Genomic DNA, 22,854 nt, shown 5'->3' with positions numbered 1-22,854 from the left:
ATCGCCTTTAAATTCTTCGAGTTCTCGATACCCTTTAAAAATACCCAAAAGAAAAAAGGGCTTAAGTACATGCCCTTTTAAAGTTTCCAAATCAGGTACCGCAAAAGGTTCGATAAGGAAGGGTGGATACCTCAGGCAGTGTTGAGTAATCAGCCTGTTCGGGAGAGTACGCGTAAGGATTCGCAAGAACTCCAAGAAGCCGCTCCATCACACTGTAGTCTTCTTGTTTAACCGCCGCTTCCAGTGCTTCTTCTACCCGGTGGTTGCGTGGGATTAACGCAGGATTACTGCTGCGCATCAGTTGTTGCGAAGAGGCTTTCGTTTCCTGCTGTCTACCCAGTCTTGCCTGCCACTGTTCATGCCACTGGGCAAATTCCTCAGTGCCATACAGGACTGCATCTTCAAGCTTGTCCAAAGTTAAGGCACGGAAGGTATTGGTGTAGTCCGCACGATACTTTTGCATGATACTGAGAAGGCCTTCAATAATAGATAGATCCTGCAACTCTTCATTAAAAATACCCAGCTTCGCCCTCATTCCCATGAGCCAATTACGGTGATACATCTCGGTAAAATCTGCAATTGCATCCTCGGCCAGTTTTATAGCCTGCGCCTCGTTGTCATGCAGCAGCGGCAGGAGGGTCTCAGCAAATCTCGCCAGATTCCAAGCGGCAATACTGGGCTGATTGCCATAGGCATAACGGCCCTGAACGTCAATGGAACTGAATACCGTCTCAGGATCATAGGTATCCAGGAAGGCGCAAGGACCATAATCAATCGTTTCTCCGCTGAGGGCCATATTGTCGGTGTTCATCACCCCGTGAATAAAGCCGACGAGCTGCCATTTGGCAATCAGCCCTGCCTGACGTTTGATCACTTCTTGTAGCAAGAAAAGATAACGGTTCTCATCACCGTAAGCCTCCGGATAATGTCTTTGCAATGTGTAATCTGCCAGGGCCCGGAGATCCTGGGTATTGCCCAATGCTGCGACGTATTGAAAGGTTCCGACGCGCAGATGACTGGCCGCCACACGAGTCAGAACGGCACCCGGCTGCTCGGTTTCCCGGATTAATGACTCACCGGTTGTAACCACCGCCAAGCTGCGGGTGGTAGCAATGCCAAGCGCATGCATAGCTTCACTGATGATATATTCGCGCAGCATCGGCCCAAGTCCCGCCCGGCCATCGCCCCTGCGGGAGTATGGAGTTCTGCCTGAACCCTTAAGCTGAATATCCACCCGCTCGCCCAGGGGAGTAATCTGTTCGCCAAGCAGCACTGCCCGGCCGTCTCCTAACATGTTAAAATGCCCGAATTGATGTCCTGCATAAGCTTGAGCAAGAGGTACTGCACCTTCGGGAACCTCGTTGCCTGCAAGAACCGCAGCGCTATCATTGCTTCGCAGCGCTGCGCCGTTCAACCCAAGAGATTTTGCCAATGGGTCATTAAGAATGACCCGTTTCGGTAAGCGTACAGGAGTTGGCTTGAGCCTTGTATACAATGTTTCCGGCAGATGAATATAACTGTTGTCGAAGTTCCACCCTGTATCTTCTATTTCTTTTTTCTCCGTCATAATATCTCCTTTTACTTTTATCGTATCTTAGTTGTCCTTCTAGTGTATACTTCTGCCCATTTATTATCGCCTATCCATTCTGGGTTTATAAATAACCCATTCCGAATTTCCCAGTAATTGAATAATTCCATTTAATAGGGCTTCATATTCCAAGTCTTCTGCATTTGCTGGCTTAATTGCCTCCACAAGATCTGCCCCCGTTGATCCGGGTGTAACTATATCAACACCGGATTCAATCATTCCTCTGCGGCATAGGTCTACATTTGAACCATCCTTTTTATACAAACGAATAACATGTACAATTGGAACCTGATTCGTTCTGCAAGACCTCCAAGATTGTCTTCACCCGAGGAATTACTTCATGGGTTCCTTTTATTTCGGCGATGGCACCGGGCAAGCTAAAGTCATTTTGAGTATCAATTGTTATAACAGCACACCTTGTGAAGTTTGGGTTTGTATACTTATCCATCACTGGTCCACCTTCAATTGGAATAAACACCCATATTCCCACATTGGTAATTTTAGTGAAGTGTATATAATTGATCTCGCCCCCTTCTTACATTCGAAAGGCATAACGTTCTTATAGTGCAGACTCGCCAGACTTAGCCTTGCAAGTTTGTCTGCCTGCCACTTACTTCTTATAGATTTACCTCAAACCTATTCTTGTTCTTATTCCAAAAAGCTAACGCTCTAATGAACTTATCCATTTCTTGTAAAGGTTGATTTGTATTTCTTATTAATTCATGAATCTTAGGTAAAGTTTTATTAAATGCTTCTCCAATAGTACATGAATTGGAATCACTGAACTTGACATAGTAATTAGGATCGTAACTGGTTAAAAATATATTCCTGCATTTGATCTAAAAAAAGAATGATGTTAGCATCTTTGCCATTTTTCAAAACCCAATGAATAGACATCATGGAGTTAGCAGCATATAGTTCAGCTAAATACTCCAATGCGATCGAACTTGAAGACATCTGTTGCTTTAAATAAGCTAAGCAAGTCCTAAACAAAATTTGTTCAAATTCCTTACGTAGATCAGCTGTTACCTCATGAACGGCCAATAATGTTGAAATCTCGAGCTTATTTTTAATCATTTTATCGGTTACAAGTTCTATGGCATTGGCCACTTTGCCATCTTCCATTGAAACAAAACGCTGTTCAATCTCAATTTTAAAATCAGAAGCATACTGTTTAACTATTTTTTCTAGCAAGTCGTACTTATCCAAAAAATGACTATAAAAAGTAGAACGTCCGATAAGAGATTGATCACAAATTTTTTTGATCGTAATATCTTTAAAATCATTTTGTTGGAGTAATTCAATGAGAGCTCGTTCAATAGCGATTTTTGTTTTGTAAATTCTGATATCTTCATTCATTTAACCACTTGCTCCTTTTGTGTAAGTTTTCGAACACTTCATGTATAACATGTAAGATATCCTACAGATGATACGATATTAATTATGTTTTAAGTAGTAACTATGCTCTATAGTAAGCACATACCCCAATCGAAGGAGGAAAATATATGTTTAAGCAATATGTAAATAACGAACAATTTAATCTTCAAATCAATCGTTTTATCAATGATTATTACCAAGAAGATGATCGAGCCGGAGCTGATTTAGAAATAATCATTCCGAAATTAATCGATACCCACAGCTGGTATGAAGCCTGGCTGGATTTTGCAAAGAAACGTGAAGATAGCAAGGACTATGATTTAGCCTCAGTCTACTATCAAGCTGCAGAATTTTATCTTGCACCCATAGATCCCAATAAAGAAAAAAATGTATCACAAATATAGAGAAACCTTCTATAAAGGCTTTCATGATTTTGATTATGAATCCTACAAAATTCCTTATGAGGACTCCTATCTCCCTGCTGTCAAATTAATGACACCTGGAGCTAAAAAAACATTACTTGTCTTTGGTGGTTATGACTCTTACATGGAAGAGTTGCTTAAAATGATGAAATTCATGAAAGGAATTGATTACAATATTATTGTATTCGATGGTCCAGGCCAAGGAACTGCATTAAAAAACGGTCTAAAATTCATTCATAACTGGGAAAAGCCCATATCAACGGTGATTGATTATTTCAAATTAGATCGTGTAAGCCTCATAGGTGCTTCTTGGGGAGGGTATCTGGCTATGCGTGCTGCAGCTTTCGAAAAGAGAATCGATAAAGTAGTTGCCTTTAACATCTTCTATTGTGGTTTAGATGCCTTAAAAATGGGTATGCCAGAAGAAACGTATCAGAGTATGATGCAGCTAGTCGATCATAATGAAGTAGATCAAGTGAATTCTTTACTTGAAAAGATGATGACTCACAATATTGATTTACATTGGAAGATTACCAAAGGGATGGAAAACACCGGTGAATCAACTCCTTTTGGTCTCATTAAAAATTTCGAAAAACACACGATGCAAGGCATTGGAGCATTCATTAATCAAGATGTTCTCTTATTAGCTGGAGAAGATGATCAATATGTACCTATTAGCCGACTACCACAAATTCAACAAGAATTAATAAATGCGGCTTCCATTACAACCAAAGTATTTACTAAAGAAACGGGGGGTGAGCAACACTGCCAAGCAGGTCACAGGGAGTTAGCATTTAATGAAATAAAAAATTCCTATAACAACTGTAAATATATATTTTTCATACGCAACATACCCATCAAAATCGTAGTTCCATAGCTTCAATCGTTGTTATCCAATCGGCAAGTAAAAACCGACTCCAACTATGGGGTCGGTTTAATCATGCGGCTCAAATTGCTTTAGATACGCTAAGTGTTCTATGGACAGTTCATTCTTTTTATTTTCTAGTTTCTGGCTCTCATTAATGCCCGATCCTTTTCTTTTAATCGCGGACATGCGTAACAGTAACCAAATTCACGATCCAAGCAATAAGCCAGGCAACAAGCTGTTTTCACTAGCATTTTTTGATCAGGGATATTTGGGTGTTCAATGAAGAACGCACTAGCATCGACATCGTGTGTGAGCAATTTGAAAAAAGAAATGATCCTGATGAATGTGACGGTTGACAGCGCGAACCTGGCTGTTGAGTAGTGAGCGCAAAGCGAGCGCCACCTCCACATTCTGCAACGGCTTCGTCAAAGGGCCAGCTCAGAAATTTGCCTCTTGCCTTCCGGACCTGAACAACGCACAAAGAAAAAGCCATCTCTCCACTGCAACAGTGGAAGGATGCTTTGAATTAGCGGTGCGCTTACTTACCCAAAGAAAGAATTGCAAGCAATCAAAATAATGATAACTCCGCTTAAGACCGTGCTGAACTGACCTAATGTGAAAGAACCGATGCGAATCGCCGACAATTTTTGTCCCAGGATCAGACCTAGCCAGACCGTGATATAACTGCCAATTGCCGCAGTCAGAGAGATCGCGAGCGGTGACAGTCCTATCAGACCTGCACCGATCCCATTGGTAACGGCATTAGCGGCAAGTGCAACCCCCAGCACCGCTGCCTCAAGGTATCCAATAGATCCTGATTTGTCTTTATCCACGGTTTCGGGATTTTGCAGAATTCCTTTGAGTGATCCGCCTGACACAGCCTCCCCAGCTTCTTCACTGTCCTGACTGGATTCCTGCTTCTTACGCGGTACAGCCAGCAGAATGATGCGGGCACCGACAATGAACAGCAATAACGCTCCAATCAGGACGGGGAATATGCCCGGAAGAACCTTAGCCAGCCACTGACCGGATATGATCCCTGTCATGCTAAGGATGAAACAGATGACCGCAATGATTAAATTTGATAAATAGTTAATACGGATCCCCCGAATCCCATAAGATATTCCAACACCCAAATTATCCAGACTGGATGATATGGCAAAGCCAAAAATTAAAAGCCAAGCAACCATCGGGTTCTCACTCCTTGTTGTCAATTTACAGTCATACTATTGAGCATATTGCAAAAAGGTGCTCATCATTTCTAAAAATGTTGAGATCCCCTCAACATTTGATCAACACCAACACAAGGTGAGGTGAACTGCAAATGTCCGATGAGAAGAGAAATGTCACACTGGGCGAGACACTGGTCTCCTTGCTGAAGGAACGTTCTTTGTCTATGCGCAAGCTAAGCGCCGCTACCGGCATTGACACGGCCACGATATCGCGGATCGTTAACGGGAAGCAAAGAGCCAAGCCTGAACATCTGGAAGCTTTTGCCCTTCATCTTGATGTTCCTTCCGCTCCACTCTTCCAAGCTGCTGGTTATGGTGCCCCCGCCCCCCCTACTCATCAGAACCAGCCGAACGATATCTACTCCTCCATCAACAGCATTAAAGAAATTCTTCAAGCCTCCAACCTCATTGACCACCAGTTTAATGCCGAGCTGGTTCAGAAAGAACTGAGCAAATACGAACCCTATGTCCTAACCGAAGAAGGGGCGCGGATTATCCACAATGACTTTCACGGTAAAGTAAAAAGTGTCAACGGCGCGGGACCGTTCATTGAGGAGCTCAAGAGAATGTATCAGCTCTACAGTAGCGATAACATCACCCTGGAGGAGCGCTCGATCCTCGGCAGCGGCTTATTGTACTTCGTCTCCGCCACAGATATCATCCCCGATTATGTATTTCCACTAGGTTATCTGGATGATGCGATTGCCGTGCAAATCGTACTGGATCGCCTCCAGGATATGAGGAACAACAAGCCCCAGCCGTGACCTTTGATTGCTAGAATGTTTGATAGTGCAAGAGCTTATGTTGTCATGGCTCGGCAAAAAGAAGCTGTCTCCCTGTGCAGAAAGAACTCTGCACAGGGGACAGCCTCTTTTTCTTTGTGTTCCTCTTTGTAGCCGACTAGCACAAATTCAACAAGAATTAATCAATGCGACTTCCATTACAACCACAGTATTTACCAAAGAAACGGGCGGTGAACAACACTGTCAAGCAGGTCTTTTGCTACCTCCAATGTAAACGAACAAGTGGTTGTAAAAGTTACACCATTTACGCAAATAGTTTTTTCATTGAAACCTCCGTATCTTTTTACGGTCTCAGTACGTTTACAAGGAGAAATGAACTGAAAACAGGAAAGTAGGGGTATAAAAAAATGGTTTAGGAATCGAATGATGCAAAATGCTGTATGTATAAATTTCATTTTACGGAGGCTCGATATTATGGAAATTTCAAAGGGAGTAGAAATGCTTCATCTAGATTTTCATGGGAATATTATTCACCCCATTCTTTTATGGGATCGAGAAATGGCTGTTTTAATAGACACAGGATTCCCAGGGCAAATTGAAGATTTACGCGTGGCCATGGAAAAGGTAGGCGTGTCGTTAGACAAACTAAAAGCTGTGATTTTGACACATCAGGATGTGGATCACATAGGCAGTCTTCCCGAGATTTTGCAGGAGTGTGGCCATAATATTAAAGTATATGCACACGAACTGGATAAGCCGTATATTCAGGGGGAGATACCTCTTTTAAAAGATAGTCACCTTGAGAATCCCCCGAAGGGCAAAGTGGACGATACCTTAATAGATGGTCAGGAACTGCCGTTTTGCGGCAGGATTTGCGTCATCCATACTCCTGGGCATACTCCTGGTCATATCAGCCTTTATTTAAGGCAAAGTAAGACTCTCATTGCCGGGGATTCGATGTACAGTGTAAACGGGATTCTCGGGGGAATTCATGTCCCGACCACACCGGATATGAATGTAGCTCGTCTCTCATTGAAAAAGTATTTAGATCTCGACATTGCATCCGTGGTTTGTTATCACGGGGGGTTAAGTAATGTAAATGTTAATGATCAGATATTAGAACTTAGCCAGGAATTATAAAGTTCAGGTTTCAAGCGTTGGTTATCCAATCAGCAAGTAAAAACCGACTCCAATTATGGTGTCGGTTTAGTTCATTCGTTTTACCCGTTACTCAATGGAGAAGTCTATAATAACGTTTATAACTGTTGATCCATTCTTCTTTTGAAAAGTCTTTAAAATCATGTGGCTCACTATGAATTTAATCTCGTTAGAAAATCCTCTAGCATCTTCTTAGAGACAATACCCGCTTTTGGAAGCAAATCATTTATACGATTCAATATGGACGGTTTGTCTAGTATCATTTGTTTGCTTTCTTGGGTTGTAAAGCTTCTTAGAGTATCTATACATATCTCAAATAGTTCCTCATCTTCAGTACTTAGCAATGATAATAGAATTTCCAGTTCATACTTGTTGCAAGAAGTATCCAAACAATAAGCAAGTTTTTTCTGCCATTCTAGCGGTCTATTATGCACAATAATTGATAGCTCCTGCCAATCTTTTGAACTGAACTTTGATAGCTTTTCAGATGCCATAACGCACCCTACATCATACCAAAAATCAGTAGTATGCTGGTATTCTGTTATAAATTCATCTAAATCTGTATACAATTTAGTTTCCTCCATTAAATTAATTAATGAACCATATTATTTAGTTAAAACCTGGTGTGTGAACACCACCTGTAGAAAAACCTGAGATTACTTTATTTCCATCTTTCATTACCTCTATTTCGATCCCATTTATTGTACTTCTGTGAAGAGTTATCCCATCTCGTGTTCCAATACTTGGGCTATCTGCAACTTTTTTTATAGCATTAATAATAGCATCATCAGACCATGTATTTGGAAATAATGTGCTTGTTTTAATTTTTGACAGATTTCCATCTGGAAATTGCGTTGTGTATTTAACCCTTCTTGTGCCATCAGTATTAACTACCATTTCTTCAACTGCATAGTTAGGATTTCCGTTGTTTATCTTTGGAGAGTGACCACCTATAATATCATTCTTATTTGAGAACTTTCTCTGTCCAAATAATATCTTTTCCTTCATAGCATCATCTATAATAGTAATATTCTTTACATAACTAGTGCTGCCATTTTTAAAATCAGCCTTTGAAATTCTATTTGATCCAGACTTGATCTTAAAACCTTTATTGATTTTAACACGACCACCACTAAGATTTCTAATCCCCATAAAACTAGAAAATACACTACTGACAATAAGAGATTTCGCGTGCCATTCAGATAGTTTTTCTCCCGTCCAAGGATTATACCCTTGTTTGAATGCTTCAATTTGCACCAAGTTAATATCCACATCTTCTGATTCGTTATCTAGTTTAATGTCTCCTTTTTTAAGTGCTTCATTATAGGCCAGAGTTGCTTTGGCTGCTTCTTGATCAGTAACACCATTTTTGCTGAGAATCCACATATTCCCTACAAATTTTTTGTCATATTCATCATAATCATAAGCTGGCTTACGTTGTTCTACTCCCTTGGTATTCATCATTCCCATGGACGCCGCAAGTGCAGGAAAACTACCAGTAACTCCGATCATATTTCCCTGTTCAGCGTCTGCCAAACTAAATTTATCCGCATGATGACGAAGTTCTTTCGCAATGGAGTCTGTAAGTGTAACAAAGTCATCCATATTCTTCTGTGAAATGTGAAAGCTGTAGTAGAATTGCTCCTTCGTTATGCCATCCCAAAATCGTTCCATAAACGAGATTTGCCGTAATAACTGACCATTCATTTGAATAGCCGTTTGCTGCGCAAGCTCAAATTGCTTAGATACGGATATAAGTAGTTCAGGTGTCACTTTAATTGTTGTCATAATTTACCTCGGATTAGGTTCGTTAGGACATAATAGCATGATTCAAATTTATGGAAAACCCTCTCTACTCCTAATTGTTATAAGAATAAGAAGTCTTATTCCCTATGACCTATGACTTATATTTATCAAATACAGCTCCCTCTTAATTATAAAAAAGTACCTCTATAACTCGTCATATTCATCTAAATATTCGTGAAAATATATCTTATTTCAGTTATATGATCATAAAATTATAAGACGAATCAATCTCTTGCAATATATTTGATTCGCAAGTACATGATGAGTTTGAAACAACAGCCTCACATAAATAAGCCGGTACGCTATTGCGTCCGGCCTTTCTTTTTACTTTACAAAGTTGTACCTTAGTTTCGATAATTTCTCCCATCAAATATTTCTAACATCATCAAAGCTCCCGTTTTGTACCCAGAAATATAATCAGAAGCAGATAATATAGAAATTAGAACATCATTTAAATCCGATAGTTCCTCAATTAATTTATAGTCGTGTTCTGGTAATCTTGCTTTTAGATTCTCCATAGAAGCGGATATTTTCTGATGGGTTAGTTCAAGCTCAGGGTTTTTCGTCCTGATTCGTTCACTTGGATACCATTCGCCGTAATATAAATCCTCCAAGATACTCATATTCATCTTCTCCTTCTTGATATAAGCTTTCTGTAAATTTCGAATTCGTAGATGCATTTTGTTCCCCAAAATAAGAATATCCTATTGGAAATATCAATATTGAATTTTAGCGAATATTTCACTAGAAAATAATTGAAGGACTACTGGCCAATTTCCACCAAACAAGCACAGACTATTTATTAAATAGAACAAACCAAAAGAAGCCCTACCCCTCAGGATAGAGTTCTAAAATCATCATGACATCTCACATATGAGCATTTTCCGCTACAAAATTATCTGATCCTATTGTTCGGTCGGCATCTTCCGTTCAACCAACAATTTCATCTTGATATCCAATGGGTAAGGGAACCGCCATAAATGGGGCTCCCTTTTTTTTAATAAAATAACATGAATATTTAGAATAGCTTAGTTATTAAGCAATTTTTTTGTTACCCAAGTTATAGCTGCATTATTGACATCTTCACCCTGGCCACCGTGGGGAGCTTTAGAGTTAGACATAAAAATATTTTCTACTCCTGCATGGTTAAGAGTATCTCTAAGTCTCCAACTTTGTTGAATAGATACTAAACTGTCACGTCCTCCATGTGCAATAAACATGGGTGGATCATCTGAAGATACATAATTTATAGGACTTGCCAATTCTGCCAGCTTTACTTTTTCCCAATAAGGAGAATTGGTTTGTTTTTTATCCCGAATATCTCTCAGGACTGCCACACCCTGTCCTTCTTTATCAAATCCAAGAAGTTTGGCTTCAGCTGCTTGTGGAGAGTCATGTGTTTCGGCTGCCTCCTCAGGAGATTGCAGGGTTGGGTCCATCTCAGGTCCCATGGTAAACATATCTGTTGGACCGTAAAAATCAACTGCAGCCATTACTTTGCTTGAATACTCAAGATTGCCCCCAACATCACCTTCAAGCTCTTTTATATCACTGGTAACAGCGAGTTCGGTAGCCAGATGTCCACCTGCAGAATTTCCTGCTACTGCAATTTTTTCTGGATCAATACCGTATTCCTTGGCATGTGCACGCAGATATCTGATACTGCCCTTAACATCATAAATTGGAGCCGGGAAAATAGCTTCGCCACTTAGCCGATAATCTATGGAAACGAAAGTAATTTTATTCTCTAATACTTTTTTGAAAACTTGGTATGCTGAATCTGTAGCCACTTGATCTGTGGCTCTACCTGTCATTTGTACTGGTCGATTTGGTAGTGTGGCTGTTTCCTTTTTTGCATCTTTAGGAGCATCATCGCCCTGATAGTCCCCTATAAGCCATCCTCCTCCATGAACATACACCAAGACAGGAGTTGCTTCGGTTACACCCTCCGGCTTGAAGATGTTCATTTTTAACTCTTTTTTCTTTCCATCGTCATTAGTTACGGTTGCATACACCACATCTTTATAGGTAGGAGCCATACTAATAACATCTGTAGGAGGACTTTCAGCTGCTGCGAAACTTTCCTTTTGTGTGGCAAAAGCCAATGTTGCTAAAAGTGCGAAGGATACCATTCTTAGTTTTTTATTCATACTCTCTCTCCTTGAATAGATTCTCATTTTTTTTCATTCTCGCATTCTATCAGATTATCTAAAGTTCTTATTAAGAAACTTTGATACAATGCTATTTCATCCTCGCTAAATCCCTTGTAAAAAGTCTCTCCGACTTCATCAATAATCTTTTTGTTCAATTCCACTAGATTTTCATTTCTATTCACTACTTTAACTATTGTTTTCCGTTTGTCTGTTTGACAAGGCATAAAACTGATATGTCCTGCTTTTTCCAACTTAGTTAATATACTCGTTAAAGTTGACTTTTGAAGATTGGTAATCCTTGAGATTTCATGTATAGGTATTTCGTCTTTTGTCCAAAGATAAAACAAAATCCTTGCTTGTGTTGCTGTTAAAGTATCAACCTCAGATTCCCTGTGTTTTCTTGAAACTATTCTAGCCAGCAATGCATCTATTGATGCTGATAAAAAAACAGATCTTCCTTTTATAATTCCCATTTGCACCTCCATTTTCTCGAAAATAGTACCATATCGTACTAAAATTATAGTACGATATGGTACTATTTTCAACATGTATTTTTTGAATGCTTGCGTTCATTATCTCTTGCGACCTGTAGCTCACCCCAATTAATAGTAGTAAGTACGGCTGGCAAAGGGAGATCGGCAGTCGATGGAGCCTTAAGGGAGCTTGAGTAAATTCTTCCGCTCCAGCAACAATTTCATCTGAATATCCAATTGGTAGGGCATCGAAATGGGGTCCGTCACAGCAAACTCAGAGTAGTCGGTAATGTAAACCTGATTTTGCTTCACCGCAGGCATTTCCTGCCACCACTTCATACTGCATAGACGCTCATAACGCTCGGGATCAACTACCGTCACGAACAGATGATTCCCTGCGTAGGATTGTATTTGCTCCTCAGTAATAAGTCGGTAAGCCTGTCGATCAATCAATTCCTTCTGAATGATATCCGGCGCATGTAACCCAAGCCCGTCATACAGATTATAAGCTCCCCTGCACCAGTAATTACCGAATACATAGACCGAGTCGTCTCGAATTTCCATCGTCGCAAATGTATCCGTGCTCTGAACAATACCGTTTAATTTGGGCCTTAGGCGCTGTACCTTACGATTGTACGATCGAATAACCCGTTCCGCTTCGGGACCTTTACCGAAAGTCTCTGCCAGCTTGCGAAGCAATTCGAACGGCTTATGATCATTTTGCGAAAAAATCTGAGTGGGCGCAATCGTCGACAATGCGTCGTATTCCTCCTGACTCCCGACCAGAATAAACTCCGGCTGCAAATAAGCAATTTCCTGCGGGTCCAGCGGCACGCTGTTAACCTTGTGAATATCCGCACTCAATTTCCGTAGGTAATGATCATTCGATAAATTTTTAGCAACCGCAGCCGGACGTATACCAAGCGCGAGCAAATGACCCAGACAGCTCATCGCACAAATATTGATCGGCTTCTTTCTATGGTTCAGAATGAACTGTCCCGGGGAGACGCCCTCCATCTGCTTAAACCGCCGATTGAAATAGAACTCGTCCCCGTAGCCGACCAGCGCCGCCACCTCCTTCATGCGCTCTCCGCGCAGCAGCATACGCTTGGCATGCTCCATCCTCAAGGTTGTCATGTAACCGGACAGATTTGTTCCCGTCAGCTGCCTAAACCAGTGGGTGAACCTCCGCTTGCTGATCCGCGCCTGGGCCGCAAGCTCATCCACGGTAATCTCTTCGGCATAGCGTCTCTGCAACTGGGCAATAATCTCCAATACATTCGCTTTGGTATTGTGGCTTGCGGTATCCTGCTCAAGAGCGCTTGTTTCTTCTGCAATCATCCCCATCAGTTTTTGGAATTGAATGTGTACCACAATCTGTTCCTTCGTGGCCTGCGCATGGCGGCGTTTTTCGATGGCTTTTATTTTTTGCAGTATGGATCTGTAATCTGGTACGCTCTGCTCCCGTGTTTCCATAAGGGGTTCAAGCGAGCTTCCCGTAGGGCCATGCGGAGAAAAAGCAATCAGCCACAATGACAATACTGTATCGTCGTTTGCTGTGATTTTCACCGTGTGTCCCGAATTTATGGCATATGGAACTCCATAGTGCAATGGGTGCTCACTGCCATTGCAGTCGAGTGTCCCTTCCCCTTCTTCAACAACGACTAGCAAACCCGTATCTATATTTTGAAGCGGAATTCTATCCCTACCGGAAAATGTTCTGTGAACTAGTCCATGAAGCTCGAAATAGGTACTGGGAATAGAATAATCGGCTCTGATGTGATTTAGATCCAAAACTTAACGCTCCTTATTTGAGAATGATTATCATTTGGATTCATCATACCTAATACACCTATGAATTTCAATGACTGCTTCTGTTCTTAACAGCCTGATCCTACAAAAAAAACGTCCCATTCTTCCATTGATTACAGCCCTGTCCGGTATTACACTTGGTTTATTGATAATGATTATCAATGACTGCATTTACATACAGGGGGATTGCAATGTTTCGCAACACAGGCAAGTCGACAACCTTTTTCATCTTATGCCTACTTATTTTAGTCACAACAGCTTGCAGCAGTCCGTCTGCACCGTCAGAGAAGAAAAGCGCTACAGCAGGCCAAACGGAGGAAACAGGAACCCATATCGTAACCGACGCTTACGGCAAACAGGTAGAAATTCCGAAATCGCCCAAGCGGATCGTTTACACGGATAATACGGTTGGTGACCTGCTGCTGTTCGGCATCAAGCCTGTCGGTTTGGTTCAGGGGGGTCTGCAATATTCCGTGTATAAGGATGAAGTGAAGGATATCGCAGATATCAGTTGGCCACCCAACATGGAAAAGCTCATTGAGCTGAAGCCGGATCTAATCATCACCTCTACCACGGACGAGAAGTATAACGCGACGTTATCCAAGATCGCTCCCGTCATCCTGACGAATGAATGGGACCCGATGCCCGTCCGTATTAAGCGGATTGGCGACTGGTTCGGCTATGAAAAGCAAGCTGAAGATTTCCTCACCCGTCATAACGCGGATATTGTCAATATGTGGAAAGCGATGCAGCTGGATGGAACGATCAAGAAAGGCGAAACGGCTTCCGTGTACCAGTATATGGTCGGCCAGAAAAGACTGAGCGTCTACACCACCAGCTATCTGACGACTTTTGTCTACCACAAGGAAGGCTTCCAGCCTACTCCTGCCATTCAGAAAATGATCGAAAACCCGGATGATTACGGCTATGCCAATATTTCTGCCGAGCTGCTTCCCAAGATTTCCGGTGACCGAATCTTTATTGTGTACTTTGATGATGCCGAGCTGGCGGAAGTCAAAAATATGATTAAAGGACCTATTTGGAGCAGTCTGCCCGCAATCAAAGCCGATAAAGTGTATTTCATCCATGGCGGACTAGGCATTACAACAGACCCGCTTGCAAGGGAAGAGCTGATTAAAGAGCTTCCCGTCATTTTAAAGAAGTAATTTTATAACGATCCGATTCAGTTTGGAGGCTAACGATGACAGAATCTCTTGAATTATTTGATGTAACCATTATTGGCGGCGGACCCGCCGGACTATATACTGCTTTTTACAGCGGAATGCGAGAACTGAAAACGAAGATTATAGAAGCTCAGCCAGAGCTGGGCGGACGGGTTCTGACCTATCCGGAGAAAATGATATGGGATGTCGGGGCCATGCCGCCCATTCGCGGCGAGCAACTCATTGCGCAGCTCATCGGACAGGCACGTACGTTTGATCCTGTGATTGTGCTTGGTCAGCGTGTGACGGGCTTTGATCCACAGGTGAATGGCACCATCCTCCTCACGACTCAGAGCGGTGAACAACATCTGACCAGAACGGTCATTCTCGCCATCGGCTATGGCGCTCGCCAAACGGTCAAGCTGGAGCTGGATGGTGCCGACCGCTACGAAGTAACCAACCTGTACTACACTGTGCAGGAGCTGGAACATTTCCGCGGACAACGGGTACTGATTTCGGGCGGGGGCGATTCTGCGGTGGATTGGGCCAATGAGCTGGAGCCAATAGCCGAGAGCGTGACCATCGTGCACCGACGAGATAGCTTCGGCGGTTTGGAACGAAGTGTCACGACGATGAAAAATTCCTCCGTTCGGGTCTGCACGCCTTATACGGTTGAAGCGCTCCATAGCAGCAACGGGACCAGCATTGACAGCGTAACCCTGTCTCATACGGAGACCAATGAGCGTGAGCAGCTAGAGGTCGACGCTGTGATCGTCAATCATGGGATGAAATGCGATTACGGTTCGATACGGGAATGGGGCCTGGACCTTGGTGAATGGAACTTGCAGGTTGGAGAGGGAATGACGACGAACATCCCTGGGGTCTTCGCCGCAGGAGACTTTGTAGCTTACGACAACAAGGTTGAACTGATCGCAGGCACCTTCACCAGTGGCATTCTGGCCCTGAACAGTGCCAAGCTGTATATGGACCCGGAAGCGCCTATTATGGCGTATGTATCCTCCCACAATGAGCGATTTAAAGAGAAGAACCGCGCTTTGGGAGTCATTGAGGAAGAAGCGTAAAACAACCAGGCCCGACATTCGAAAATAAAGTCTTAATCACTACTACTATCAATTGTATTTTGGTTTACTTATCAGCTATTTGATAGAATTCATTAACTCGAAGAAGTATTTTGGTTCATGAGTCTGATAAAGATTGAACCATGAATGTAATGTTTCTGGTGCAAATACATCTAGCACCTTCAATACATGCATCGCAAATTCCAACGGAGCTATTCCTGATGCAGTAACTAAATTCCCATCAGTTACTGCTGGCTCCATTTCATAATATTTGTCTCCAATATAATTAGGACAAATCATTTTCATATATTCCAGATTGTTGCTTGTATGCCTTCTTGAGTCTAGCAATCCCATCTTTGCAAGTCCCACTGTTGCACCACAAATCGCCGCAACAACAGTACCTTCTTTTAAAGATTTAGAAACTTTTTTCAATATAGGTTCGTGAATTGCTTCTATCCAAGTATTACCGCCTGGAAGAACTAAAACATCAGTACTTTCCAAAATACACTCATCAATAGAAATACTAGGTAGTATTTTCAATCCTCCCATTGTAGTAACAGGATTTTTATCAACGCCTACTGCAACCACCTCTAAAGGCGCTAATTCTTTTTTAAAATACCTTCCCGAGTTTAGTTCAGCAATTAAATAACCTACCTCCCAGTCTGACATCGTATCAAATACATAAAGATATACTTTTTTTGTATGCATAATACACACTCCTTTTGTAATTAATTAATCGATATACCCTATTATAAAAAAACTTTACTGACATCTTCCGTCAGTAAAGTTTTTAAACTTGAAAATAATTAATTAACTCATCATGTAAAAACAAATCACTTGATGGGCATATAGATACCATTAAGTGATCTGTTTTATGATGTTGGGCTATTTCACTATCGTACCCATTAATTTAGCATTGGGGAAGGAGATGTTTTAGTACCCAATGCGATTATTGTTCCAACACCTTTTCAAACTCGCCGAACCAATTACTCCAACCATACTTAGCACCTGCGAGTGCTTGATCATTTGAGATTCCGGTTTGTTCGAGATGAAGGTTAACCTTTCCGTCCCCTAAATCCTGTAGCTTCCAGGTAACCGTGTGCTTCTCTCCGCTTTCCCAAGTATAGGACAACCGGTTTGGTGCGTCCACGATAAGCACTTCGCCGTCAATAATTCCATTCCACCATTCGGTCGGCTGCGTGCGAAACTGAAAACGGTGTCCAACGAAGGGCTTAAAATCATTTTCCATGACCCACTTGGCAAGCTTGCTTGAATCGGTTAAGGCGGACCAAACTTTCTTGATCGATGTCGTGAACTGAAAATCCAAGGATAATGTTAAACTCATTCTGCTTCCTCCTCTAATAGTTGGTTCAAGCGCAACATATTCGTACTCCAGAACTTGCTGTAGACAGCCACTCAATCTTGAATTTCTCTGAGTGGAGAGGCGTTTAGCCTGAATCTCGTTTCTATGCCTCTGCTAACAGACGAATCAGTCGGCGCCTAGTTGGATCTGCAATCGCGTCAAACACATCCCGCAACTGGTTGTTCTCGCTCACAACACACTCTCCTAAATATTATTACCAAGGGACAGCCGTTAATTCACACTTCCTTTAAAGGATGTGGCCCTTCGTACGTAGCGCCCACGAGTCGAGAACTCCTTAAATACTCCCCGTCCAAATGGCCCTTGTTGTAGCGGCCAAGATTGGTGATATAGGCTTCAATCACGCTCATTGGCTCCCGACCTCCCTGCGTCTCTATCCCTGGTCAAAGCTCAACCATCTTTGTTGCGACATTGTTGCAGAACTCGCTGTCATGTTCCACAAAAAGTATCGTTGGCGAATACTCCAGTAGCAGTTCTTCAATTTGCATACGGGAAATGACATCGATGAAATTCAGCGGCTCATCCCAGATATGCAGATGAACCTGCTCGCTCAGGCTTTTGGCAATCAGTACCTTCTTCTTCTGGCCGCCGCTATAAGCGGATAGATCCTTCTCGAATTGCACTCTGGAGAAATCAAGCTTTCTCAGAATAGATTTGAAAAGGCTCTCGTCAATCCCGTTGTCCCGGGCGTAATCTGTCAGACTGCCCTGCAAATGCGAGGTATCTTGGGACACGTAGGATATTTTTAGCTGACTGTCCCTTGTGAAGCTGCCAGTGTAGTCTATATCCACGCCGCAGATGAGTTTGAGGATACTTGATTTTCCGGAGCCATTTTTACCCGAAAGCGCGATTCGCTCCCCCTGTTCAATCGTAAAACTCACGTCTGCACAAACCTGCTTTTCTCCATAAAATATAGTGACCTGTTCAAGCTCAGCAAGCACATTTTTATGATAAGCAAGCTGTGAGATTTCCAGGGTGTCCGAGCTTTCTATATTTTTCAGCAGTTTGGACTTTTCGGTAATCGCCAATTGCTGTCTTTGCTCAATGGATTTAGAACGTTTCATCATCTTGGCAGCCTTATGGCCAATATAGCCTTTATCTACCTTGGAGCCGGAATTTCTGGTTCCGTTTTTGGTTTTTTCACTTCGTGAGACCAGTTCCCCGTACGCTTGGAAGAATCCGATAGGCGCTTAATGTCTTTTCTAAGCTTCTCGTTCTGTGCAAATTCAAAGTTATCCTGTCTCTTCTTATTCTCCCACCAGCTGGAAAAATCACCTTTTTGAATCTCAATGTTGGTTTTGTTGATGGACAGGATGTGATCCACACAGTTATCCAGAAAGGATCTGTCGTGAGATACCAGAATATATCCGCTTTTGGTATTCAGATAATTACTGACCCATTTTCTAGCATTCATGTCCAGATGATTCGTAGGCTCATCGATCAACAGAAAACTGTTTTCCTTAATAAACAAGGCGGCCAGGAGCACTTTCGTCTGCTCACCGTTTGACAAAGAAGCAAATGGACGATATAGAACGTCTTCATCAACCTTCAGCAACGAGAGCTCACGCATGAATTGCCAGTGAACATAGTCCGGAAAGATTTCGTTGATTACATCCAGCGTATGATCATTCTTGTTTGGCACAGGATACGGAAAGTATTCAAAATTGACATTAGCAGAGATAGCTCCACTGTATTCATGTTTGCCGAGCAGTAACTGAAGAAATGTGGTCTTCCCTCTTCCGTTCCTTCCCGTAAACCCCAGCTTCCAATCGGTGTCGATCTGAAAATTCACGTTTTCGAATATGTTATCGTAGCTGCCCTCATAGGCAAACGTCAGGTTGGTAACATTAATTAATGACATCAAGTTGTCCTCCTGTATAAAAAAAATAAAAGCCGCAAGAAAGTTAATTTCTCGCAGCTCAAATAGATACAGAAAAACCAGCCTCCCAATGGAAGGCAGATGATTAAGGACCTAATGTTTGAGTGAAAAGAAAATGTAACTTTCTTGCTTATAAAGCAATAAAACATGCGAAACCAATCGCACTAAATGTTTTATTAGTTTATAGATCAGCAAGAAAATCCTACATTATTCTTCTCAACCCCAATCATTAAAGTAAATGTATATTATCATACCGTTTTATTAAACACAACTCCTCAACATGATACCATGTGGACTTTTTTGAGTGTCTACTTGAAGGGGATATTACCAAAGGACGGTTTTTATATCACTTATACATTTGTACAAAATAGTGAAGGTGCCTTTTTCATCGCACTTATTTTATTCCTTCCATAAATCCCCTGAAGTTTTCAGCGATTTCCTTTGACCTGGTATGGTGCAAATAATGTCCTCCTTCAAATGTCATCACTTTTCCATGTACAGAATTTTTGACTTGCTCTTCATGCAGTGGTAACCATCCTTTAATATCTGTATTATTCGCTTGTAAAAAGAATATAACGGGAAGATTTTTTGGGAATGTTAAATTTTCAGCTGCTTTAAAATTAGAAGAAATATGCTCCATTTCATTCAAGGTCGTGGCATTATTGCCGTTTTTATTCGAAATCATTCTCATTTGTTCTTTGGTTTGATCATCAAATGATAATGAAGCATATGGATCACCACTTAGATTCTTGATCATTCTTAAGAGACCTGATTTTTTAAGAAATTCAAACGTTTTTATTGGGAATTTAACATCCATCCCACCTTGTGTTGGAACACTGCTATCGATTCCGACAAATGCACTCACTTCGTTTGGATATTTGTTCACATAATCCAGTCCGTAAATGCCCGCAATGGAATGGCCCATTAGCGTGTAACGGTCAATATTAAGCTGCTGTAAAGCTTCATGAATTTCACTTACAATATTCTCAGTGCTTCGCTCTTTTTCGGTTTCATCACTTAATCCATAACCGAAAGGCTCAATCACGACAACTTTGTAAAATGGAGATAGTTCATCTACTAGCAGCTTAAAATCAAGAGCTGGTGCTGCTGTTCCATAACCAGGCAGGAGCACGACTGTTTCTTCGCCCTCTCCTTGAATGGTAACATTCATATGTTTCCCATCTACAGGTACTAACTGGCCATAGGGTTCTATTTTTCCTTGCTCCGATTTGTTCGAGATCATATTAACGATAAAAACAATGGCTAGAAAAAGCACTATGGCTATTGCTATAACTCCTATGGATTTAAGTATAATGGTAAGTATTTTTTTCATCATTTATGCACGAGGGGTTTGAGCGACCTTTGAAGCTCGTTATCTACCTGTACTCGTGCCTACCCTCCTTTTTATGGCCTCTCTGTGTTCCACTCTCATCTTCTCCTGACCTCATCTGTTTATTCGGCTACTTTAATATGTGCTGTTAAGGATAGCTTATACGACGAAGATGTACTCCCTATGACGACAATATGAACGGAGTATGAACAAGCAAAAAATGCTGCGACGTCACATGCAAGGAAGCTTACACATGATGCCGTAGCATGGAGAATGCAGTTTAGACCATCCGAATGGTGCCATATGAATCTAACTAATCTGTCGGCGCTATGATTGGCAAGGTGACAATGACGGTCGTTCCTCGGCCGGGCTCGCTTTCCACTCGGATGTCGCCTTGATGAAGCGATACGATCTGTTTAACGATGGCAAGTCCCATACCGCTACCGCCATACTTGCGACTGTGGGAACGATCGGCCTTAAAAAACCGTTCGAATATACGCTTCTGGTCCTCGGGGGAAATACCAATGCCCGTATCGGATATTCGGACTGTCACATTTTTGATATCTTGTTTGATGCTGACGTTAATAATGCCGCCATCCATGGAAAATTTGATGCTATTGCCAATGATGTTCGTCCATACCTGGTTTAATAGATCGTGATCAGCCATTAATTGAACGGCTTTCAAATTGAGGTCGAAACGGATGTTGCGAGCCGACCATTGCGGCTGGATCGCCACGATGACTCGTCTGATCTGTTCATCAAGGCTGAAGGTGATGAGCCGCAGTTGCCGGGACTGTGATTCAAGCAAACTTAGCTTGAGCAGGCTATCGCTCATCTTGGACATTCGACCTGCTTCAGCGATGATAATATCGAGATAACGGCTTCGCTCGTGATCTGCAATATCCACTTGTTTGAGCGCCAAAGCATAACCGGATATCGAGGTGAGCGGCGACTGAACTTCGTGCGACACGTTCGATACAAATTCCTTACGCATCTGTTCAAGTTGCTGCAGATCGTGCATCATTTCTTCGAAGCTGCGAGCCAAGGTACCTAGCTCACCCTTTTGCTTAATATTCAGCTTTACGTTGAAATCTCCCGCTGCTATTCGCTTGGTCGCTGTTGTCAGCTTTTTGATCGGCCTGATCAGGAATATGGCGGCAACCAGGATCAATAAGCTTCCTGCGATCAACGAATAGGTCAAAAAAGTAAGTAACCATTTTACGGCAAAAGTGGAGGAAGGAGACGTGAGCGGCTCCACAAACATCGCTTTCGTTCCCATTTCCGTTTTTAATGGCAGTCCCAAGAGGTTCGTTGCAACAGTACTCGGATTGACTTGAACAACTTCTCCACCCAATACCTTCTTTACTTGATCCATCGTCACAGTCGCAGGATTTTGTCCGTTAAGCGTTCCGTAAGACTGGAACTGACCCGTTTCATCGAAAATTCGAATATGATAGGAATCGAGTTGTTTCATTCCACTTACGAACAAGTTCGCTTCACGTAACGGAATGGTTTCGTAAACCCGGACGATGTCCTGACCAAAGTTAAGTAAGGTGGTTTGCAAATTTTCGTTCAATTTTTCCTCAAACACCCAAAATGTAATTAAAAAAGCAATGATTATGCCCACGATGACGGAGACCAGAAATGTTAGGACAACACGTATATATAAGGATCTGATCATTCGTAAACCTCAAGCCGGTAGCCAAGCCCGCGCACTGTTTCGATCCGAAAATCGGTTGTAGTGGCGAAACGTTCTCGCAGGCGTTTAATATGTACGTCTATCGTTCGATCATCTCCAGCGTAATCAATCCCCCAGATTTGATCAATCAACTGCTCACGCGTATAGACTTGTCCGGGTGTTCCAGCGAGCTTATACAGCAATTCGAACTCCTTGAGCGGCAACGTGAGCGACTCCGTCCCTCTCATCACCTTATAGGTCTGCCGATCAAGGATGACGTTGCCGAACTGAATCGTCTGTGTGGAGCCAATCCGGTATCGTTTCAATAATGCCCTGACACGAGCCGTCAACTCCAACGGATCGAATGGTTTCGTCAAATAATCGTCCGTTCCAAGTTCGAACCCTTTCACTTTCTCCCATGTTTCGCCTCTCGCAGTCAGCATAAGTAACGGAAGATCAGGATTGGCTCTTCTGAGTTCCTTGCATAACGTCCAACCATCCATAATCGGCATCATAATATCGAGCACGACGAGATCGACATGCGTTGAGTCGTAGACGGTCAGTGCTTGCTTGCCGTCCGCGGCTTCGGCTGTTTCGAATCCGTCGTTGCGTAGAAATAAACAGACGAGTTCGCGAATGTTCGCATCATCGTCAGCAACCAGTATAGTAGGCATCCGTTCCCTCTTTCCCTGTTTTCCATCCCATATTGAAG

General features: G+C 42.3%; 18 protein-coding genes and 3 pseudogenes. 5 read left to right on the top strand and 16 right to left on the bottom strand.

Features of this window, described 5'->3' with window-relative positions:
* Positions 1-91: 91 nt before the first annotated feature.
* Positions 92-1,567, bottom strand: coding sequence for a protein adenylyltransferase SelO (locus tag QMK20_RS12555; RefSeq protein WP_283655979.1), 1,476 nt, complete (start codon positions 1,565-1,567; stop codon positions 92-94).
* Positions 1,568-2,386: 819 nt separating this feature from the next.
* Positions 2,387-2,947 carry a TetR/AcrR family transcriptional regulator gene (locus QMK20_RS12550; RefSeq protein ID WP_283655978.1) on the bottom strand — a complete coding sequence of 187 codons (561 nt, stop codon included), beginning with the start codon at positions 2,945-2,947 and terminating at the stop codon, positions 2,387-2,389.
* Positions 2,948-3,093: 146 nt separating this feature from the next.
* Between QMK20_RS12550 and QMK20_RS12545 the strand changes: the two are divergent.
* Positions 3,094-4,264, top strand: a pseudogene (locus tag QMK20_RS12545) (alpha/beta fold hydrolase).
* Between the two features lie 533 nt (positions 4,265-4,797).
* On the opposite strand, the gene ytaF reads toward QMK20_RS12545, so the two are convergent.
* A complete protein-coding gene (gene ytaF / locus QMK20_RS12540; RefSeq protein ID WP_283655977.1) occupies positions 4,798-5,445 on the bottom strand; it encodes a sporulation membrane protein YtaF in 648 nt (215 codons plus the stop codon).
* A 134-nt stretch (positions 5,446-5,579) separates the two neighbouring features.
* On the opposite strand from ytaF, the gene QMK20_RS12535 reads away from it, so the two are divergent.
* Both QMK20_RS12535 and QMK20_RS12530 read left to right on the top strand, forming a co-directional pair.
* On the top strand, positions 5,580-6,251 hold the full coding sequence (locus QMK20_RS12535) for a DUF1232 domain-containing protein (protein WP_283655976.1): 672 nt from the start codon (positions 5,580-5,582) through the stop codon (positions 6,249-6,251).
* A gap of 453 nt (positions 6,252-6,704) precedes the next feature.
* The gene (locus tag QMK20_RS12530) at positions 6,705-7,370 is read left to right on the top strand and encodes an MBL fold metallo-hydrolase (RefSeq protein ID WP_283655975.1); all 666 of its coding nucleotides are present in this window, start codon (positions 6,705-6,707) and stop codon (positions 7,368-7,370) included.
* 170 nt (positions 7,371-7,540) lie between these two features.
* Here QMK20_RS12530 and QMK20_RS12525 read toward each other — a convergent pair whose 3' ends face one another.
* The 6 genes from QMK20_RS12525 to QMK20_RS12500 all read right to left on the bottom strand — a co-directional run bounded on the left by QMK20_RS12525 (position 7,541) and on the right by QMK20_RS12500 (position 13,614).
* Positions 7,541-7,957 (bottom strand): hypothetical protein, encoded by a 417-nt coding sequence (locus QMK20_RS12525; protein ID WP_283655974.1) that lies wholly within the window; start codon positions 7,955-7,957, stop codon positions 7,541-7,543.
* A 40-nt stretch (positions 7,958-7,997) separates the two neighbouring features.
* The gene (locus QMK20_RS12520; protein WP_283655973.1) at positions 7,998-9,176 is read right to left on the bottom strand and encodes an EndoU domain-containing protein; all 1,179 of its coding nucleotides are present in this window, start codon (positions 9,174-9,176) and stop codon (positions 7,998-8,000) included.
* A 362-nt stretch (positions 9,177-9,538) separates the two neighbouring features.
* Entirely contained in the window at positions 9,539-9,817 is a 279-nt protein-coding gene (locus QMK20_RS12515; protein WP_137063106.1) for a DUF6809 family protein, read from the bottom strand.
* A gap of 405 nt (positions 9,818-10,222) precedes the next feature.
* Positions 10,223-11,344 (bottom strand): alpha/beta hydrolase, encoded by a 1,122-nt coding sequence (locus tag QMK20_RS12510; protein ID WP_283655972.1) that lies wholly within the window; start codon positions 11,342-11,344, stop codon positions 10,223-10,225.
* A gap of 23 nt (positions 11,345-11,367) precedes the next feature.
* A complete protein-coding gene (locus QMK20_RS12505) occupies positions 11,368-11,820 on the bottom strand; it encodes a MarR family winged helix-turn-helix transcriptional regulator (RefSeq protein ID WP_283655971.1) in 453 nt (150 codons plus the stop codon).
* 180 nt (positions 11,821-12,000) lie between these two features.
* A complete protein-coding gene (locus tag QMK20_RS12500; RefSeq protein ID WP_283655970.1) occupies positions 12,001-13,614 on the bottom strand; it encodes a helix-turn-helix domain-containing protein in 1,614 nt (537 codons plus the stop codon).
* A 209-nt stretch (positions 13,615-13,823) separates the two neighbouring features.
* Between QMK20_RS12500 and QMK20_RS12495 the strand changes: the two genes are divergently transcribed.
* On the top strand, positions 13,824-14,798 hold the full coding sequence (locus QMK20_RS12495) for an ABC transporter substrate-binding protein (protein ID WP_283655969.1): 975 nt from the start codon (positions 13,824-13,826) through the stop codon (positions 14,796-14,798).
* A gap of 35 nt (positions 14,799-14,833) precedes the next feature.
* The gene (locus tag QMK20_RS12490; protein ID WP_283655968.1) at positions 14,834-15,877 is read left to right on the top strand and encodes an NAD(P)/FAD-dependent oxidoreductase; all 1,044 of its coding nucleotides are present in this window, start codon (positions 14,834-14,836) and stop codon (positions 15,875-15,877) included.
* 75 nt (positions 15,878-15,952) lie between these two features.
* Here QMK20_RS12490 and QMK20_RS12485 read toward each other — a convergent pair whose 3' ends face one another.
* From QMK20_RS12485 to QMK20_RS12455, 7 genes and pseudogenes are all read right to left on the bottom strand, one after another.
* Positions 15,953-16,582 (bottom strand): type 1 glutamine amidotransferase family protein, encoded by a 630-nt coding sequence (locus QMK20_RS12485; RefSeq protein ID WP_283655967.1) that lies wholly within the window; start codon positions 16,580-16,582, stop codon positions 15,953-15,955.
* A 241-nt stretch (positions 16,583-16,823) separates the two neighbouring features.
* The gene (locus tag QMK20_RS12480; protein WP_283655966.1) at positions 16,824-17,219 is read right to left on the bottom strand and encodes an SRPBCC family protein; all 396 of its coding nucleotides are present in this window, start codon (positions 17,217-17,219) and stop codon (positions 16,824-16,826) included.
* Positions 17,216-17,430: pseudogene (locus QMK20_RS12475) on the bottom strand (hypothetical protein). The gene QMK20_RS12480 and the pseudogene QMK20_RS12475 overlap by 4 nt, the downstream one beginning before the upstream one ends.
* A 208-nt stretch (positions 17,431-17,638) precedes the next feature.
* A pseudogene (locus QMK20_RS12470) lies at positions 17,639-19,116 on the bottom strand (Lsa family ABC-F type ribosomal protection protein).
* 412 nt (positions 19,117-19,528) lie between these two features.
* Positions 19,529-20,470, bottom strand: a complete 942-nt coding sequence (locus QMK20_RS12465; RefSeq protein ID WP_283655965.1) for an alpha/beta hydrolase — start codon at positions 20,468-20,470, stop codon at positions 19,529-19,531.
* 307 nt (positions 20,471-20,777) lie between these two features.
* On the bottom strand, positions 20,778-22,145 hold the full coding sequence (locus QMK20_RS12460; RefSeq protein ID WP_283655964.1) for a sensor histidine kinase: 1,368 nt from the start codon (positions 22,143-22,145) through the stop codon (positions 20,778-20,780).
* On the bottom strand, positions 22,142-22,816 hold the full coding sequence (locus tag QMK20_RS12455) for a response regulator transcription factor (RefSeq protein ID WP_283655963.1): 675 nt from the start codon (positions 22,814-22,816) through the stop codon (positions 22,142-22,144). The genes QMK20_RS12460 and QMK20_RS12455 overlap by 4 nt, the downstream gene beginning before the upstream one ends.
* Positions 22,817-22,854: the final 38 nt, after the last annotated feature.

The sequence above is a fragment of the Paenibacillus sp. RC334 genome (genome assembly GCF_030034735.1).
In the GTDB taxonomy this organism is placed as follows: Bacteria; Bacillota; Bacilli; order Paenibacillales; family Paenibacillaceae; genus Paenibacillus; species Paenibacillus terrae_A.
Note: the sequence above shows the minus strand (reverse complement) of the source record. Positions and strands in the feature narration are given on the sequence as shown.